Annotated in this window: 15 protein-coding genes and 1 pseudogene; 10 read left to right on the top strand and 6 right to left on the bottom strand. The window is 66.8% G+C overall.

Annotated elements, in window-relative coordinates; all coding sequences use genetic code 11:
- Window positions 1-18: 18 nt before the first annotated feature.
- From ACMGFH_RS16525 to ACMGFH_RS16560, 8 genes and pseudogenes are all read left to right on the top strand, one after another.
- Window positions 19-471 (top strand): annotated as a pseudogene (locus ACMGFH_RS16525) (P-II family nitrogen regulator); the annotation flags it as partial.
- Window positions 472-508: 37 nt separating this feature from the next.
- Window positions 509-970 (top strand): winged helix-turn-helix transcriptional regulator, encoded by a 462-nt coding sequence (locus ACMGFH_RS16530; protein ID WP_415379553.1) that lies wholly within the window; start codon window positions 509-511, stop codon window positions 968-970.
- 132 nt (window positions 971-1102) lie between these two features.
- Window positions 1103-1951 carry a CBS domain-containing protein gene (locus ACMGFH_RS16535; protein ID WP_415379554.1) on the top strand — a complete coding sequence of 283 codons (849 nt, stop codon included), beginning with the start codon at window positions 1103-1105 and terminating at the stop codon, window positions 1949-1951.
- Complete coding sequence (gene glyS / locus ACMGFH_RS16540; RefSeq protein ID WP_415379555.1) at window positions 1948-3741, top strand: glycine--tRNA ligase; 1794 nt, start codon at window positions 1948-1950, stop codon at window positions 3739-3741. Before ACMGFH_RS16535 ends, glyS begins: the two co-directional genes overlap by 4 nt.
- A gap of 45 nt (window positions 3742-3786) precedes the next feature.
- The gene (locus tag ACMGFH_RS16545) at window positions 3787-4368 is read left to right on the top strand and encodes a dolichol kinase (RefSeq protein WP_415379556.1); all 582 of its coding nucleotides are present in this window, start codon (window positions 3787-3789) and stop codon (window positions 4366-4368) included.
- A 96-nt stretch (window positions 4369-4464) separates the two neighbouring features.
- Window positions 4465-4788 (top strand): hypothetical protein, encoded by a 324-nt coding sequence (locus ACMGFH_RS16550; protein WP_415379557.1) that lies wholly within the window; start codon window positions 4465-4467, stop codon window positions 4786-4788.
- A gap of 103 nt (window positions 4789-4891) precedes the next feature.
- Window positions 4892-7465, top strand: a complete 2574-nt coding sequence (locus ACMGFH_RS16555) for a DEAD/DEAH box helicase (protein ID WP_415379558.1) — start codon at window positions 4892-4894, stop codon at window positions 7463-7465.
- Window positions 7466-7606: 141 nt separating this feature from the next.
- A complete protein-coding gene (locus tag ACMGFH_RS16560; RefSeq protein ID WP_415379560.1) occupies window positions 7607-8140 on the top strand; it encodes a redoxin domain-containing protein in 534 nt (177 codons plus the stop codon).
- A 41-nt stretch (window positions 8141-8181) separates the two neighbouring features.
- Here ACMGFH_RS16560 and ACMGFH_RS16565 read toward each other — a convergent pair whose 3' ends face one another.
- Window positions 8182-8958 carry an Sjogren's syndrome/scleroderma autoantigen 1 family protein gene (locus ACMGFH_RS16565; protein ID WP_415379561.1) on the bottom strand — a complete coding sequence of 259 codons (777 nt, stop codon included), beginning with the start codon at window positions 8956-8958 and terminating at the stop codon, window positions 8182-8184.
- Window positions 8959-9120: 162 nt separating this feature from the next.
- Between ACMGFH_RS16565 and mdh the strand changes: the two genes are divergently transcribed.
- A complete protein-coding gene (mdh, locus tag ACMGFH_RS16570) occupies window positions 9121-10044 on the top strand; it encodes a malate dehydrogenase (RefSeq protein ID WP_415379562.1) in 924 nt (307 codons plus the stop codon).
- 72 nt (window positions 10045-10116) lie between these two features.
- Here mdh and ACMGFH_RS16575 read toward each other — a convergent pair whose 3' ends face one another.
- The 5 genes from ACMGFH_RS16575 to ACMGFH_RS16595 form a co-directional block, all read right to left on the bottom strand.
- On the bottom strand, window positions 10117-10248 hold the full coding sequence (locus ACMGFH_RS16575; RefSeq protein ID WP_415379563.1) for a hypothetical protein: 132 nt from the start codon (window positions 10246-10248) through the stop codon (window positions 10117-10119).
- A gap of 116 nt (window positions 10249-10364) precedes the next feature.
- Entirely contained in the window at window positions 10365-11879 is a 1515-nt protein-coding gene (locus ACMGFH_RS16580) for an aldehyde dehydrogenase family protein (protein WP_415379564.1), read from the bottom strand.
- A 126-nt stretch (window positions 11880-12005) separates the two neighbouring features.
- Window positions 12006-12896, bottom strand: a complete 891-nt coding sequence (locus ACMGFH_RS16585; protein WP_415379565.1) for a Zn-ribbon containing protein — start codon at window positions 12894-12896, stop codon at window positions 12006-12008.
- 6 nt (window positions 12897-12902) lie between these two features.
- A complete protein-coding gene (locus tag ACMGFH_RS16590) occupies window positions 12903-13292 on the bottom strand; it encodes a DUF2073 domain-containing protein (protein WP_049930009.1) in 390 nt (129 codons plus the stop codon).
- 3 nt (window positions 13293-13295) lie between these two features.
- Window positions 13296-13937 carry an Era-like GTP-binding protein gene (locus tag ACMGFH_RS16595; protein ID WP_274321957.1) on the bottom strand — a complete coding sequence of 214 codons (642 nt, stop codon included), beginning with the start codon at window positions 13935-13937 and terminating at the stop codon, window positions 13296-13298.
- 1151 nt (window positions 13938-15088) lie between these two features.
- On the opposite strand from ACMGFH_RS16595, the gene ACMGFH_RS16600 reads away from it, so the two are divergent.
- The gene (locus ACMGFH_RS16600) at window positions 15089-17011 is read left to right on the top strand and encodes an AAA family ATPase (RefSeq protein WP_415379566.1); all 1923 of its coding nucleotides are present in this window, start codon (window positions 15089-15091) and stop codon (window positions 17009-17011) included.
- The last annotated feature ends 51 nt before the right edge of the window (window positions 17012-17062 follow it).

A 17062-nucleotide genomic window follows, 5' to 3' on the forward strand; every position in this document is an offset into this window, starting at 1 on the left:
GGCCGAGCGAACGCGACTGACAGCGAAATCCGAACCGACGGAGGCTACAACATGAACGACACCGAACACGACAATATGAACGACACCGAACACGAGATTCGAACCGACGGCGGCGAACCGAACGACGGAGAGATCAAGATGGTGGTCGCGATGGTGCGCCCGGACAAGCTGGGCGACGTGAAGCAGGCGCTCGCGGAGATCGGCGCCCCCTCACTGACGGTGACGAACGTCTCCGGCCGCGGCTCCCAGCCGGCGAAGAAGGGCCAGTGGCGCGGCGAGGAGTACGTCGTCGACCTGCACCAGAAGGTCAAGGTCGAGTGCGTCGTCGCCGACATCCCCGCACAGGACGTCGTCGACGCCATCGTCGAGGGCGCCAACACCGGCGAGAAGGGCGACGGCAAGGTGTTCGTCCTGCCGGTCGAGAGCGCTACCCAGATCCGCACGGGCAAGACCGGGCGCGACGCGGTCTGAGGCGTCCGTGTCACGCTCCCAGGGACGAACGCGACCGATGATCGACATCGACGACATCGACAGGCAGCTGGTCGACGGGCTCCTGACCGACGGGCGGGCGAGCGCGAACGAGCTCGCCAACTCGGTCGGGATCGCGACCGCGACGGCGACCAAGCGCATCCGGGCGCTCGAAGACGCCGGAGTCATCGAGGGGTACCGCGCCGACGTCGACTACGCCGGGTTCGGCTACGAGGTGACGGCCGTCTTCCGGCTCGACGTGACCGGCGACGGGCTCAGCGAGGTCGTCGCGGACCTGCGCGACACCGGTCACATGATCGGCGTCTACGAGGTCACCGGCAGCGACGACGTGGTCGCCATCGGCAAGTTCGAGGACACCGACGCGCTGAACGCGCAGATCAAGGAGGTCCTCACCCACTCCCGGGTCGAATCGGTCTCGACGGACGTCGTGCTCGACACCGTCTGCGAGCACGACCCGGTCGCCCTCGCGGCCGAGGAGTGAGGGCGAACCAGGTCGCCCTGGCCACCGGGAAGTGAGGCCGGACCCCACCGTTCTGACGGTCGGAACGTGAGCTGTCCCCGCGAGCGGGGAAGTGTAAGGTCTTAGTATTTGGGACTGGGAGTACGCTGTACTATGAACGTCGCAGACGTAATGACGCCCCGCGAGGACCTCGTCACGGTCGAGCTACCCGGCACCCGCGACGACGTCCTCGAGTACCTCCAGGAGCGTGCCTTCTCCTCGGTCCCCGTCGTGACCGAGGGCGACGATGGCGAGGAGTTCCGCGGGCTCGTCTCCCGCGACGCGCTCATCGACGAGCCCGACGAGGACCAGCTCGCCATGCTCGTCGAGGAGGTTCCCACCACCAGCGCCGACTCGACACTCGAAGAACTCGCGGCGCTGATGCTCGACGAACACGCCCGCCGCGTGCCCGTCGTCGACGGCCGGCTGGAAGGGATCGTCACCATCACCGACGTGGTCCGCGCCATCGCCACGGGCGACGTGAACGGCGACGTGACCGTCGACGGCCTCGCCCAGCGGAACGTGAACTGCGTCTACGAGGAGGCGCCTCTGCCGGTCGCCGAGCGGGAACTGTCCCACGCCAACGACCCCTACGGCGTCGCGCTCGACGAGGTCGGCGAGACGAGCGGGATGATCACCGAGGTCGACATCATCGACGTCGCCCGCGTCGTCGAGGGCGAGGAGGAGACCGGCGACAGCCTCGCCGCCGACGACGACGACTGGAAGTGGGAGAGCGTCAAGGCCGTCGGCAGCCGCTACATGCCCACCCGGAACGTCGAGATCCCGGCCGGACCCGTCTCCGAGTTCATGACCGCCGATCTCGTCACCATCAGCGGCCGCCGCACCGCACAGGACGCCGCGCAGCTGATGATCGAACACGACATCGAGCAGATCCCGCTGGTCTCGGGCGACGAACTCGAAGGTATCGTCCGGGACATGGATCTGCTGGAGGCGCTTCGATGAGCGAGGGCGAGAGCCCCGACCTGACCGAACTCGCCAAGCGCCGGGGCTTCTTCCTCCAGTCGGCGGGCGCCTACGGCGGCGTCTCCGGCTTCTACACTTTCGGCCCGCAGGGCGCCGCCCTCAAGGACAACATCGAGAACACCTGGCGCGACCGATTCACCGTCCAGGAGGGCAACATGGAGATCGACGCGCCGACGATCATGCCCGAACCGGTGTTCGAGGCGTCGGGCCACCTCGACGGCTTCGACGACATGATAGTCGAGTGTCCGGACTGCGGCGAGAGCCACCGGGCGGACCACGTCGTCGAGGACAACACGGACTACGAGGAGGCCGAGGCACTCGGCGCGGAGCGCGTCGGCGAGATCATCGCCGAGTACGAACTCGTCTGTCCGGTCTGTGGCACGGGTCTGGCCGGCCAGGCTATCGAGGAGTTCAACCTCATGTTCGAAACAAACATCGGCCCGGGTTCCTCCTCACCCGGCTACCTGCGTCCCGAGACCGCCCAGGGTATCTTCGTCGAGTTCCCGCAGCTCGCGGAGTACGCCCGCAACCAGCTTCCCTTCGGCGTCACGCAGGTCGGCCGCGCCTACCGCAACGAGATCAGCCCCCGGAAGTCGCTCGTGCGCGTCCGGGAGTTCACCCAGGCCGAACTCGAACTGTTCATCGATCCGGAAGAAGACGAGCCGGACCTCTCGGCGGTCGAAGACGTCGTCGCACCCTTCTATAGCGCCGAGGCACAGGAAGACGACGACGGCGAGGCCCGGGAGCTGACGATCCGGGAAGCCGTCGACGAGGGCCTCGTCGCCGACCCGTGGATCGCCTACTACCTCGGCGTCGCCACCGAGTGGTACGAGCGCATCGGCGTCGACATGGACCGGTTCCGGTTCCGCCAGCACCTCGGCGGCGAACTCGCCCACTACGCCGCCGACTGCTGGGACGCCGAGAGCTACATCACCGGTGACTGGGTCGAGATCGCCGGGTTCGCCTACCGCTCGGACTACGACCTCTCGAAACACGACGAGTACTCCGACGAGGACTACACGATATTCAAGCAGTACGACGAGCCGGTCACCGTCGAGCGCCCCACCGTCGACCCCGACATGAGCTACCTCGGGCCGGAGTTCGGCGGCGCCGCCGGCGACGTCGCCGACGCGCTGGAGACCCTCGCCGAGTCCGACCCCGACGCGTTCCGCGACGCCGCGGACGACCCCGAGGGCGACGGCACCGTCACCGTCGAGGTCGACGGCGAGTCCCACGAGGTGCCCGTCGGCCAGACCGGCTTCGCCGTCGAGGAGGTCACGGAGTCGGGCGAACACATCCTGCCCCACGTCGTCGAACCGTCGCTCGGTATCGACCGCGCGCTGTACACCGTCCTCGACCACTGCTACCGCGAGGACGAGATCGACGGCGAGGAACGGACCTTCCTCGAACTCCCGGCCGAGGTGGCGCCGACGACCGTCGGCGTCTTCCCGCTGATGGACCGCGACGGTCTGGGCGAGCGCGCCCGCGAGGTCGCGGCCGACCTGCGCGAGCAGGGCCTCTCGGTCGCCTACGACGACTCCGGCGCCATCGGCCGGCGCTACCGGCGCCAGGACGAGGTCGGCACCCCGTTCTGCGTCACCGTCGACTACGCGACCGTCGGCGAGGCGCGCGACGAGGACGAGGGCGAGCCCGGCACGGTCACCGTGCGCGAGCGCGACACGACCGCCCAGCGACGCCTGCCCATCGAGGAACTGCCCGAGACGCTCGAAGCTCTGCGGGACGGCGACCTGGAATTCGCGGAGCTGTAGGCCCGGCCGGGCCCACGGCACCGAGATCGCGACGGAATCAGTTCAATGCGCGACGAAATCGTCCGACGGCTGGTGCACGCCAGCGGGACAGCGGTGCCGCTGTCGTACCTGCTCGTCGCCGAGATCACCTGGCGGCACATCCAGGTCCTGCTGGTCGCCGGCCTCATGGTGGCGTTCGTCCTCGAAGTGATCCGCCTGATCGTCGGCCTCGACTGGCGGATCTACGAGAAGCTCACCCGCGAGTACGAGCAGGACAACCTCGCCGGCTACTTCCTCGCCGTCTTCGGGATGACCGTCGTGGCGTTAGTCTTCGAACCCGAGATCGCGGTGCCCGCACTGTTGATGCTCACCATCGCCGACCCCGTCAGCGGTCTGCTCGGGTCCGGCGAACTCCGGACCGCCAAGGACGTCTCCGTGCTGCTGGTCACGTTCGCCGTCGCGACGCTGCTCGCGGTCCCGTTCGTCCCGCCGGTGGCCGCAGTCCTCGGGGGCGTCGCCGCCACCGTCGCCGACGGGATCAAGCCCGTCATCCGCGGCTACGTCATCGACGACAATCTCACGATCCCCGTCGCCGGCGCCGTCGCGATGTTCCTCGCCATCCGGTACCTGCCCGCCAGCCCGCTCTGATCGAAAGGACGGCGACTGAGACCCGGTGTTGCCGCCGGGTCCCGCACTTGCCACGGCAGGCCGGGCGTTGATTGCCGAACCGCGGTAACCGCCGCTATGCTCGAAGCGCCAGACTGGGACGAGTACATCGGCGAGCGCGTCCGCGACCGCGGCAAGCCGGTCGGAACCGTCGTCGACTATGACGACGAGCGCGGGGAACTGTTCCTCGAACCGTCGCCCGAGATCGACGAGAACTCCTGGGACGGGCTGGGCTGGGGCGACCGCGCCGAGTACGACGTCAACTGGGAAGACGTCGACTACCAGCGCTGGCGGGACGGGGAGAGCGACCTCCCCGTCGATTACGACGAGTGGCCCTGCACGCTGCCGAACGCCCGCCTCGAAGACGGCGAGGACGGCCTCCAGCTCGTTCACCTGCCCTGACGGGGACCGACCTCGGCGGCGAGGTCGAGCCGCGACCGCCCGCGTTTTCACTTCCACCGCGCTACCTGAAGCCTTATCCACGGGCACGGCCAACCGGAACGTAATGGCGACGACCGACGAGGGGGAGGGCGTGACGGGGCCGCTGCTGGTCGACGGCTTCCTGGAGGACCGCAGGTATCAGCGCGAACTCGCCGACGCCGCGCTGCGCACGCACACGCTGGTCTGCCTCCCGACCGGCCTGGGCAAGACGACGGTGAGTCTGCTGGTCACCGCCGAGCGGCTGGCCGGCGACGTGGTCAACAAGTCCCTGCTGCTCGCCCCGACGAAACCCCTCGTCCAGCAACACGCCGACTTCTACCGCGAGGCGCTGGAGGTCCACGACGACGAGATCGTCGTCTACACCGGCGACACGCGCCCCGACGACCGCGCGGACCTGTGGTCCGGCGCACGCGTCGTCGTCGCGACGCCCGAGGTCGTCGAGAACGACCTGGTGGGGTCGCGGATCGACCTCACCGACGTCGTCCACTGCACCTTCGACGAGTGCCACCGCGCGACCGGCGACTACGCGTACAACTACATCGCCGAGCGCTACCACGAACAGGCCCGCGACCCCCTGGCAACCGGGATGAGCGCCTCCCCCGGCGACGACGAGGAGGCCATCCTCGAAGTGTGCCACAACCTCGGCCTCCGCCAGGTCGAGGTGATGACCGAGGCGGACGCCGACGTCGACGACTACACCCACGAGACCAGCGTCGACTGGGAGCGCATCGAGCTTCCGGAGACCGTGGTCGAGATCCGCGACGCGATAAACGAGGTCATCGAGGACCGCCTCGGGAAGCTCCGGGAACTGGGCGTCACGAACACGAGCAAGGCCGACGTCTCCGAGCGGGAGATCCAGAAGATCCAGGGCAAGCTCCGCGAGCTGATGAACAACGATCAGTCGGAGGGCTACGAGGGCATGAGCCTGCTCGCCGAGGTTCGAAAGCTCCGGACCGCGGTCACCTACGCCGAGACCCAGAGCGTCGAGAGCCTCCGCCGGTACTTCGAGCGCCAGAAGCAGGCCGCCCGCTCGTCGGGCGCCTCGAAGGCCGACCAGCGAATGATCTCCGAACCCAAAGTACGGGAAGCGATACGCCGCGCCGAGGACTACGACGACCTCCACCCGAAGTTCCGCCGGACGCGGATGCTCATCGCGCAGACGCTCGGCATCGAGAACGGCGAGCGCGTCATCGTCTTCACGGAGTCGCGCGACACCGCCGAGACGCTGACGGACTTCCTGAACGAGCACTTCACGGCCCGGAAGTTCGTCGGCCAGTCCGACACCGACGGCAGCGACGGGATGACGCAGACGGAGCAACAGGAGACGCTGGACGACTTTCGCGCCGGCGAGTTCGAGGTGCTCGTCTCGACGTCCGTGGCCGAGGAGGGGCTGGACGTGCCCGAAGTCGACCTCGTCCTGTTCTACGAGCCCGTCCCGACCGCGATCCGCGCCATCCAGCGCAAGGGCCGGACCGGCCGCCAGACCGAGGGCGCGGTGTCGGTCCTGCTCGCCGAGGACACCCGCGACGAGGCGTACTTCTGGAAGGCCCGCAACGACCAGAAGCGGATGAAAGACGAGTTGCGGTCGCTCAAGTCGATAACCGGCGAGATCGAGAGCGAACTGAGCAGCCAGACCGAGATGGCCGCGTTCGACGACGGCGCGAGTGGCGACGGCGGCCCGGCTGCCGACGGCGACGCTCCACACGAAACGGGGGGCGAAACCGCAACGGAGGCTGAGGAGGCCGCGTCTTCCGGTAGCGACGTCGCAAGCGGTCGAGGCGAAACCGGGAGTGACGGTGACGAGTCCGCAACTACCGCGCAATCGGCCGAGAACGACGGCCAAGCGGGCCTCGACGCGTTCGCGGGCGGCGAAGGTGGCGAGTCCAGTACGGAAGAGGGCGACGCCGACCGGGACGCCGCGGAATCGGCCGACCGCGACGATCCGGACGGGGAGATCGCGACCGCGAGCGCGGACGACGAGGAGTCGGTCGAAGTCGTGGTCGACCAGCGGGAACTGGACGCCTCCATCGCGAAAGACCTCTCGCGGAAGGACGAGATCGAGACGCGCCTGGAGACGCTCGCCGTCGGCGACTACGTCCTCTCCGACCGGGTCGTCGTCGAGCGCAAGACCGTCGCCGACTTCATGGACACGCTCACGGGCGGCGACGAGCGTTCGATGTTCGAGCAGGTGAAAGACGCGACCCGCTACTACGCCCGGCCGGTCGTCGTCGTCGAGGGCGAGGACCTCTACGGCGAGCGGAACGTCCACCCGAACGCCGTCCGCGGCGCGCTGGCTTCGCTCGCCGTCGACTTCGGCGCGAGCGTTCTCCGGACGACCGACGAGGACGAGACGACGGAGTTGCTCAGGGTGATCGCCACGCGCGAGCAGGAGACCGAGGACCGAACGGTCAGCGTCCACGGGGAGAAGAGTTCGAAGACGCTCGCCGAACAGCAGGCGTACGTCGTCGCGAGCGTCGCGGAGGTCGGGCCGGTCACGGCCGAGTCGCTGCTCGCCGAGTTCGGCAGCGTCGAAGCGGTGATGGCCGCCGACGTCGAGGACCTGCAGGCCGCCGAGGGGGTCGGCGAGGTGACCGCCGAGCGGTTCCGCGAAGTCGTCGGCAGCGACTACGACGGCTGATTCCCCCCTGATTCGGCGGCGTAGCCCGCCCGGCGACCCGAGCGTTCCACCGGACAACCCCTTCGTTTCGAGTGGAGTTTCTGACCGATCACAACAACGAATACCCCCGGGCGCGTTGGTGCCGACCACAGGGGGCTACAGATGAGCGACGGCATGCACTGGATCGTCAGGTTCGAGTTGCCGAACGGGGGGCCTGGGCCGGACACGGTCGCGAGCGAGGATCTCGCGGCCGAGTTCGACGCCGTGGTCGTGCTCCTCTTGCGAGACCACTACTGCCAGGTGTCCCGGGACCGCGCGATGGCCTACAGCGACGCGTTCGAGTCGTTCGCGGCCGAAGACGTGGCCGTCGTCGGCGCGCTCCCCGACACCGAGGACCGGGCGACGTACTGGCGTCGTCGCTACGACCTGACGTACCCGGTGCTCGCCGACTCCGCGGAACTGGCCGCTACCCCGGACGCCGACGCCGGGGCGGCCCCCGCGATGACGGACGGGACGCCACGCTTCGACGCGTTCGCGGACGTGGAGACGGGCGCCGACACGCTCCCGGGGATCGGCGTCCTCGACACGCGCTCGAAATTCCCGCGCCTCATCTACACCGAGGGCGGGGAGACGCTCCAGGAGTGTCCGAGCCCGGACGAAGCGCTCGACGCAGCGCTCGACGCGCTCGACAGATAGAATCGCAGGGGCGAAGGCGGCGGTACCGCGTCTGTTCCGCGTCAGTACGAACTGGACAGCGCCGACAGCGCCTCGGCGGCCTCGCGCGCGGCGGTGAGGTGGTCGCGAGCGCGTCGGGGGTCGTCGCAGTTCTCCGCGCGCTCGGCGTGTTTCCGGAGCGTCCGGACCAGCGACGCGCGCGCCACCCCGAAGTCGTCGCTCGAATCGGCCGGTACGCTCGGTCGGTCGGCCGGTTGCGACTGCTGACCGGTCGATGGCTGTCGGTTCGACGATGCGGGCTCGTTCTGGCCGGACGGCGGTGATTGGGAAGTACCGCCCGCGACGGTACTCTCGTCGGAACCGGTCGCGTCCGTCTGGCTGACATCGCTCGCGTTCACACCTGCCGCGTCCGCTCCGGGCGCGTCGGCCTCCGACGCGCCCGCTGCGGACTCGTCGGCCTGGTCGGCGCCAGTTCCGACGGCAGGCCCGTCGGGCTGTTTGATCTCGATGTGGTCCGGTGCGTCGCCGTTCTCGGCGTCGGGTCCGGTCTCGTCGAGACCAGTCGAATCCCCAGTGGCGTCGTCGCGATCGCCCTGCTGGTCGGTCTCGGCGGCCTCCTCGGCATCGTCGCTGGTGACGACCTGCTGGCAGGTGGGACAGAACTCGTCGCCGTCGTAGCGGAAGATGGGGTCGCCGCAGTTCCCGCAGTGGGAGTTCGTCATCGTCGCGCCCTTGAGGAGGAGGTCGCTCATCCGCTCGCTGGCTTCCCGCTTTTGCTGGTCGCGCTCGTACTTCTCCCGGAGCCGTTCGCGCTCGGCTTCCTTGTCGAAGTCGCTCATACCAGAGTGATACCAGCGACCGCCAAAAAGGCCGTCGCCACGAACCCCGACCGGTTCGGCGAGTCGGATCGTCGTCCGTCGAACCGAGAATTGACGACTGACGGGTCGAGAGGGCAGGGTCCGATAGATTTACCCACCGAACGGGGCAACGATTTACGTGGTATGACGAAAGTTAGCATCGTCGGTGCCGCAGGCACCGTCGGGGCAGCAGCGGGGTACAACCTGGCGCTTCGGGACATCGTGGACGAGCTGGTCTTCGTCGACATCCCGGACCAGGAGGACGTGACGATCGGTCAGGCCGCGGACGCCAACCACGGCGTGGCATACGACTCGAACACGACCGTCCGGCAGGGCACCTACGAGGACACCGCCGGCTCGGACGTCGTCGTCATCACGGCGGGCATCCCGCGCCAACCCGGCCAGACGCGGATCGACCTCGCGGGCGACAACGCGCCGATCATGGACGACATCGGTTCCTCGCTCGCCGAGCACAACGACGACTACGTGACCGTGACGACGTCGAACCCGGTCGACCTCCTGAATCGGCACCTCTACGAGACCGGCGACCGCGACCGCCAGCAGGTCGTCGGCTTCGGCGGCCGACTGGACTCGGCCCGGTTCCGCTACGTCCTCTCCGAGCGCTTCGACACGCAGGTCCAGAACGTCGAAGCCACGATCCTGGGCGAACACGGCGACGCGCAGGTCCCCGTCTTCTCGAAGGTCCGCGTCGACGGCCGCGACCCCGAGTTCTCCGCCGACGAGCGCGAGGAGATCCTCGAAGACCTCCAGGAGTCCGCGATGAACGTCATCGAGCGCAAGGGCGCGACCGAGTGGGGCCCGGCGACCGGCGTCGCGCACATGGTCGAAGCCATCCTGCACGACACCGGCGAGGTCCTGCCCGGTTCCGTCGTCCTCGACGGCGAGTACGGCTACGAGGACACCGCCTTCGGCGTCCCCGTCAAGCTCGGCTCGGACGGCGTCGAAGAAGTCGTCGAGTGGGAGCTGTCCGACTACGAGCACGACCTCATGGACGAGGCGGCCGAGAAGCTCTCCGACCAGTACGAGCAGATGACCAGCGAGGACTGACGGGGCTATCGCCGCTCGATTTCTACCGGCGGGGACCGTCCGGGGCGTCGTCGCTCGCTTCGCCGGCGCGTCTCAACCGCCCTGACGAGGGTCCGACCAGTCGGCGGAGCTGTCGCCCCCTGGACCCTCGTCGAGGGCCTCTTCCGACACGCGCTCGTCGAGCAGGGAGGCCCACTCTTCGAGGTGTGATCGCTGTCGGTGCACTGGAAACACTCCGTTGAGACGAGTATCGACGGCCGAGAGTATAACGATTGTGCCTGCACCGGAAACCGCACGAATACGCCCAGACTACCCCGGAATCCGGGCGGTTCCCCGCGCGTTCAGAACGGGTACCGCCTCTGTTTCCGCTGGACGGACACCCACTTCGGCTCGGTGAACTCGCGGACGACCGCCTCGCCGTTGTAACGGCCGATGCCCGAGGCCTTGCGCCCGCCGAACGGGACGTGCGGTTCCTCGTTGATCGGCTGGTCGTTGACGTGGACCATGCCCGCGTCGACGGCGTCCGCGACCGTCTCCGCCCGACCGATATCGCCGCCGAACACCGCCGCCGCGAGGCCGTATTCTGTGTCGTTGGCGAGTTCGACGGCCTCGTCGTCGTCCGCGAACGTGATGACGGGAGCCACGGGACCGAAGTGCTCGTTGCACGCCGCCGCCATGTCGTTAGTCACCTCCGAGAGGACGGTCGGCGCGACGACCAGCGAGTCGTCGAGGCCGTCGATCGAGACCGTCTCGCCCCCCGTTTCGAGTGTAGCGCCGGCTTCGACGGTGTCGTCGACGTGTTCGAGGACGCTGTCACGCTGGCGCTCGTCGATCAGCGGGCCGACGACCGTCTCCTCGTCGTGTGCGCTCCCGGTCGGGACGTCGGCGAGCCGGTCCGCGAGTCGGTCGACGTACTCGTCGGCGAGCGACTCGTGGACGAGGTGACGATTGATGGAGATGCACGCCTGACCGCTGTGGTAGACAGTTCCGTACACCGCGGCGTCGACGGCGGCGTCGAGGTCGGCGTCGTCGAGGACGACGAACGGCGCGTTCCCCCCGAGTTCGAGTGCAGGGAACGCCAGCGAGTCGACGGCGCGCTTCCCGACGCGCCGACCGACCTCCGTCGATCCCGTGAACGCGACGACATCGGCGCCGCTGTGTCCCGAAATCGCGTCCCCCACCTCCTCGTCGCGACCCGTGACGACGTTGAGTAAGCCAGGCTCCAGCCCCGCCTCCTCGAAGAGCCGGGCGAAGACGAGTCCACCCGAAACAGGGGTGTTCGGCGCGGGTTTCAGGACGACCGTGTTGCCGAGCGCGAGCGCTGGTAGGACCGCGCGGGCGGTGAGGCTGAGCGGGAAGTTCCACGGCGTGATGACGGTGACGACGCCCGCGGGGATGCGCTCGACCCGGTTGTCCTTCCCCGGGATGAGGGAGTCCTTGAGTTCGCCGGAGAGACGGGTGGGAAAGCCCGCCGCTTCCTGGGCGACGCCCTTCGCCGTCATGACCTCGAATTTGGCCTTCGTGGCGCAGCTACCCGATTCCTCCGTGAGCAGCGTCTGCAACGCTCCGAAGTGGTCGTCGAGCGCGTCGACGAACGAACGGATGACCGACGCTTTCCGGTGAGGCGGTGTCTCGGCCCATTCGGGTTGTGCCGATTCGGCCGCGTCGTAGGCCGCGTCGACGTCGTCGGTCGTCCCGGCGGGGACGGTCGCGACCCGCTCTCGCGTGGACGGGTCGAACACGTCGATTCCGTCCCGGTCCCCCCGTTCGATCCACTCGCCGTCGACGTACTGGACCCCCCAGTCGGCGTCGATGGAGAGCGACCCCTCCGTCGGCTGTGACGCCTGGCGTGTCATACGCTATCTGGGGCCGGTACCGGTAAAAAGATCGTGTAGAATTGGCCGGTCGCTCGGGGAGGTCGCCGCCGGCTCGGTGGCAGTGGGACTGTCGCGACCGATCTTCGAGAGAAGGGGCGCAGGAGGTCAGGCGTCGGCCTGGCGCCAGGTCTCGGGCACCTGGATGCTGTAGCGGCCGTCTTCCTGGAGCGCGATGATGTACTCCTCGCGGTCGTAGAGCTCCATCAGATTGAGTTCGTACTGCCCGGGTTCGAGGACGCGGATGCTCTCGAACTGGTCGTTGAGCTCCTCGCGCAGTTCCGACAGGTCCGGCCGGTCGGCGCGTTCGGCGTCGGGTTCGTCCGCCACCGTTCGGTCGGGCGCGGGCTCCTCGACCGATTCCGCGGACGGAGACGACGTCGACGCGTCCACCCCGTCGACGGTTTCGGCTGCGTCGGCGGTGGATTCGGCTGCATCGCCGTCGGCGGGGGCGACGTCGGACGCTTCCCGTTCGGCGGGATCGAAGCCCTCGGATTCGGGCATCTCGTCGGGGTCGACGAGCTGGCTCCGGGCGTCGGCCTGTGCCGTGTCTTCGCCCTCGACGGGCTCGGACTCGGCGACGATGATGTCGTCGTCGAGCGCGGTGTTCGAAGCGTCCGCGGATTCGCCAGTGGCCGCGGTCGTCGACGCGTCGGTCGCGGACGCGGACTCGGTCGACGGGGAGTCCGCGGGCGGTTTCGCTCGCGTCGCGTCGCTGCCCGCGGAACCGCTGACCAGGTCTCGGACAGTCGCGGCGGCGTTGCCGACCGTTCGCGTCATCGAGTCGCCGGGCCGGTCGGTCGGTTCCGGCGGCGACTCGGCGGTCGAGGGCGATTCCGCGGCCGCTGTCGAATCGGCGCTGCCGCTCTCGCCGCCCGACCCGCCGAAGCCGTCCGGTCGGAACTGGAACTTCGTGCCGCCACACTCCGGACAGCCCGACAGCATCTCCTTGGAGCCGTCGGAGAACGTCCGGTCGCAGTTCGTACACTGATGGGGCATACCTGGCTATTTCCGCGATACGAGGGCGCTGATGAGGGTCTCGTCCTTGTGGAGCGTCTCGATCTGATTGGCCGGGCCGATCACGGTGAGCTTCTTCGTCTCCTCTTTGCCCATGAGCCTACCGAGCAGGCTCGAATCGTCGGCCTGGGACTTGGGATAGGTCTCGATCTCGATGCCGTTGAACTCGTCGGGGCTGATCTCGGTCATCGTGACCTCGATGAGCCGCGACTCCTCGTCGGGGGTCAGGCCGGCTTCGAGGATGACGATGTTGTTGTCCCGGACGCCGTCTAAGATCATCCGGATCTTCTCCATCGTCGTCTTGCCGTCCATCCGCTCGGCACTGATCAGGTCGATCTGCACACCGTCTTCGTCTTCGGGGTGTCGTGCTTCAGCCATGATTCACCCGAAGTACTCCGCTATCTGGTCGTACACTTCGTCCATGTTGTCTCCTTCGAGCGCCGACAGCTCCGTCGTCTCGTGTTGCGGGAACGCGTTGCGGATCCGCTGGACGCTCGACTCCTCTAAGTCGATCTTGTTCGCGAGGATCAGCACGGGCAGGTCCTGGCTCTCGATGATCCCGATGAGCATCGTGTTGACCTGCGTGAACGGGTCCTCGGTCGAGTCGAGCACGTAGATGACGCCGTCGACGTCCTCGCGAAGCCAGTGCATCGCTTCGGCGACGCCCTCGGTGGCCTCGCGGGAGCGACGGACGGCGTCGTCTTTCTCCATGTCGTGTTCGAGAAACTCGGTGTAGTCGACCTTCGTCGTCACGCCGGGCGTGTCGACGATGTCGATGGTCACCGTCTTGCCGTCGCGTTCGATCTCGACGTTCTCTTTGCGGCGCGCGCGCCGCGTTTCGTGGGGAACGTGACTCTCGGGGCCGACGGCGTCGCCGGTCCAGTCGCGCGCGATGCGGTTCGCGAGCGTCGTCTTCCCCGCGTTCGGCGGGCCGTAAATACCGATGCGTTTCGGGTCTTCCTCGGAGAACAGCGTCGAAGCTGCCCGCGAGATGCTGTCTTTGAGTTCTGTGAACAGTCCCATCCTATCCTCCTGCGCCACAGGGGCGCATCTGAGCGAATAAGCCGTGCCGACTCACTTAAGCCTACGTCAGACAAATATAAATTATACGAAGTAAGGGCCGGAATTCCGGCGGCTCGGCCGTCGATTCGGTCCCTCACGAACGAGGCCGGAACTAGAGTCAGATCTGTGACGTTTCGCCGGTATCGTGGTATAGGATTGCAGGCCGACCGTTGGGCTGCCCGGTAGAAGTGCGATCCCGAGCGGCAGTCCGGAAGCCGTTCTCTCTATCTCGTGACTACCTCTATCTCGGGACTGCCTCTATCTCGGGACTGGGTCAGGACAAGTTCGGTGCGGAGTCGGTGGAGAGTCAGTGTGGAGTCAGTACGGAGCTACTTCGAAGTCGGTGCGGAGTCGAAACGAGGGGGAAATTGGAGTGATCCGTAACGTACGAGCGATATTGAGGACCCGCAGAGCCAGACAAACTGAGTCAGCCACACCCCCACCCCCTCGTTTCAGGTGGAACCAGGGAGGACCGTGGTGACCGTCCGGCGTGTTCGACGGCAGGGGATCGCAGCGGAGTGAGATGGTGATTACCCAGAGTGATTCCAAGTGATCAGGAGATACCCTCTAGACATCGTCCGATAACCACGAGACATTATAACCCTAGTCCTAGAAATAAAACCCGATGAAAATTTGTTTTCCTACTAGTGCGGGTTTGGTTTTAGTGACTAGGTAGTAAATCTTTCTCTCGACATCTGCTAATCGAAATCCTGCTGACCCCCCACCACCTCTTCTCGCGTTCCACTCGAAACGAAGGGGTGGGGGTGTTCCGGCTAGAATATCTCGAACGGTGACATGATACTTCGTTCTCCGCGGTAAGTCGCGTCGGAGTCCGATCCAGGGTGGACCAAGCGACCAGTGAAATTCTGGTAATGTTCCGTTTGAAGGCGTCACTTCCGGAATCTCTCTGTCTAGCCGAACCACCGGTGCGCTATTCACCGAAATATTTAATATCGTATCAACCACGGGTTCTTGTGGTTCAACTGGACACGCCGTCACATTCGAAACCAGTAGATGACGGCGTATCAGTCGGTTTGAGAGCGGTTCCGAGGACGCGTGGCCGTCTTTCCAGACGAAATAGAGGGGTTCGGTATCGCGGTAATCACAGAATGATGGACGGGGACGACAACGATCAGGAAACGACGCTCGATTCACCGGAGCAGGTGGATGGGGCGGACGACGAGGAGGAACCGGTACCGGCGCCATCGGACGGAGAGGCGTCGCGAACAGACGACGATCGACCGACGAATCCGACCGAGGAGGACGTCGGAGCGGACCAGTCGCCCGTTCCCAGCGAGTCGGCAGACAGCGACGGATCGACTCCGGCTGTCGGGTCCGATGCAGCCGGTGGGGGAGACGAATCGGTGGAGACGCCGCCGTCCGGTGAGGTCGGCGACGCGCCGGACTCGCCTCCTACTCCCGACACCGATTCCGATGACGCTCAGCTGTCCGGTTCGGCCGACGAGGAGTCCGACGGGATCGACTCGTCCCAGACGGTCCGCGGTTCGGCGGACTCGTCCCCGACCGTGGATATCGAGGCGGATCCGGGTTCGAGGCCGGATTCGGACGCCGACGACGGGGACGCCGACTCGTCCGTCCTCGACGAGGTGATGCTCGACGATGTCCCCTCAGACGATACCGAGGAGGCCTCCCAGGGGCTGTTCGACGACCTCCTCGCTGGCGATCCGATATTCGAGAACAAGGAGGTGCTGCGCCCCTCCTACACGCCGCGCAAGCTCCCTCATCGCGAGGAGCAGATCAACAACATGGCGACGATCCTCGTCACGGCGCTGCGCGGGGACTCCCCGTCGAACATCCTCATCTATGGCAAGACCGGGACGGGCAAGACCGCCAGCGCGAAGTTCGTCAGCACGGAGCTGGAGTCGACCTCCCAGAAGTACGAGGTCCCCTGCGAGGTCGAGTACATCAACTGCGAGGTGACGGACACGCAGTACCGCGTCCTCGCTCAGCTCGCCAACAAGTTCATCGAGAAGAACGAGGCGGTCATCGACGAGGAACTCGAAGAACTCACCGATGTTCGTGAGCGTGCGCGCGAGAACGAACGGGTTCTCGCGGAGACAGCGTACGACTCGCTCGCGGCCGTCGAGGACCGGATCGACACGCTCCGGGAGGACCGGGAGTCGTTCGAACACGTCCCCATGACCGGGTGGCCGACCGACCGGGTGTACAGCACCTTCTTCGACGCCGTCGACTACCACGAACGGGTCGTCGTCATCATGCTCGACGAGATCGACAAGCTCGTCGAGAAGAGCGGCGACGACACCCTCTACAACCTCTCGCGGATGAACTCGGAGCTCGAACGCTCCCGCGTGTCGATCATGGGCATCTCGAACGACCTGAAGTTCACCGACTTCCTGGACCCTCGAGTAAAGTCCAGCCTCGGCGAAGAGGAGATCGTCTTCCCGCCCTACGACGCCAACCAGCTCCGGGACATCCTCGAACACCGCGCCGAGGTCGCCTTCGAGGGCGACGCGCTCACCGACGACGTGATCCCGCTGTGCGCGGCCTTCGCGGCCCAGGAACACGGCGACGCCCGCCGCGCGCTCGACCTGCTCAGGACGGCCGGCGAACTCGCCGAGCGCGACCAGACCGACAACGTCAACGAGGCCCACGTCCGCAAGGCTCAGGAGAAGATCGAACTCGACCGAGTCGTCGAGGTCGTCCGCACTCTCCCGACCCAGTCGAAGCTCGTCCTCTTCTCGATCATCATGCTCGAGAAGAACGGCGTCCACAACATCAACACCGGCGAGGTGTACAACGTCTACCAGCGGCTCTGCGAGGAGATCGACGTCGACACGCTCACCCAGCGGCGGGTGACCGATCTCATCTCCGAACTCGACATGCTCGGCATCGTCAACGCCGTCGTCGTGAGCAAGGGCCGCTACGGCCGGACGAAGGAGATATCGCTGTCGGTCCCTATCGACGAGACCGAGGCAGTGCTCCTCTCGGACTCGCGGCTCTCTGACATCGAAGACACCCAGCCGTTCGTCCAGACCCGCTTCGACAACGACTGACCCGTTCGCACCCGCTCTTCTCAGCGCGATTCGAGGACCTCAGCACACCGA

Origin of the sequence: Halosimplex rarum, from assembly GCF_047715405.1 — an archaeon.
GTDB lineage: Archaea > Halobacteriota > Halobacteria > Halobacteriales > Haloarculaceae > Halosimplex > Halosimplex rarum.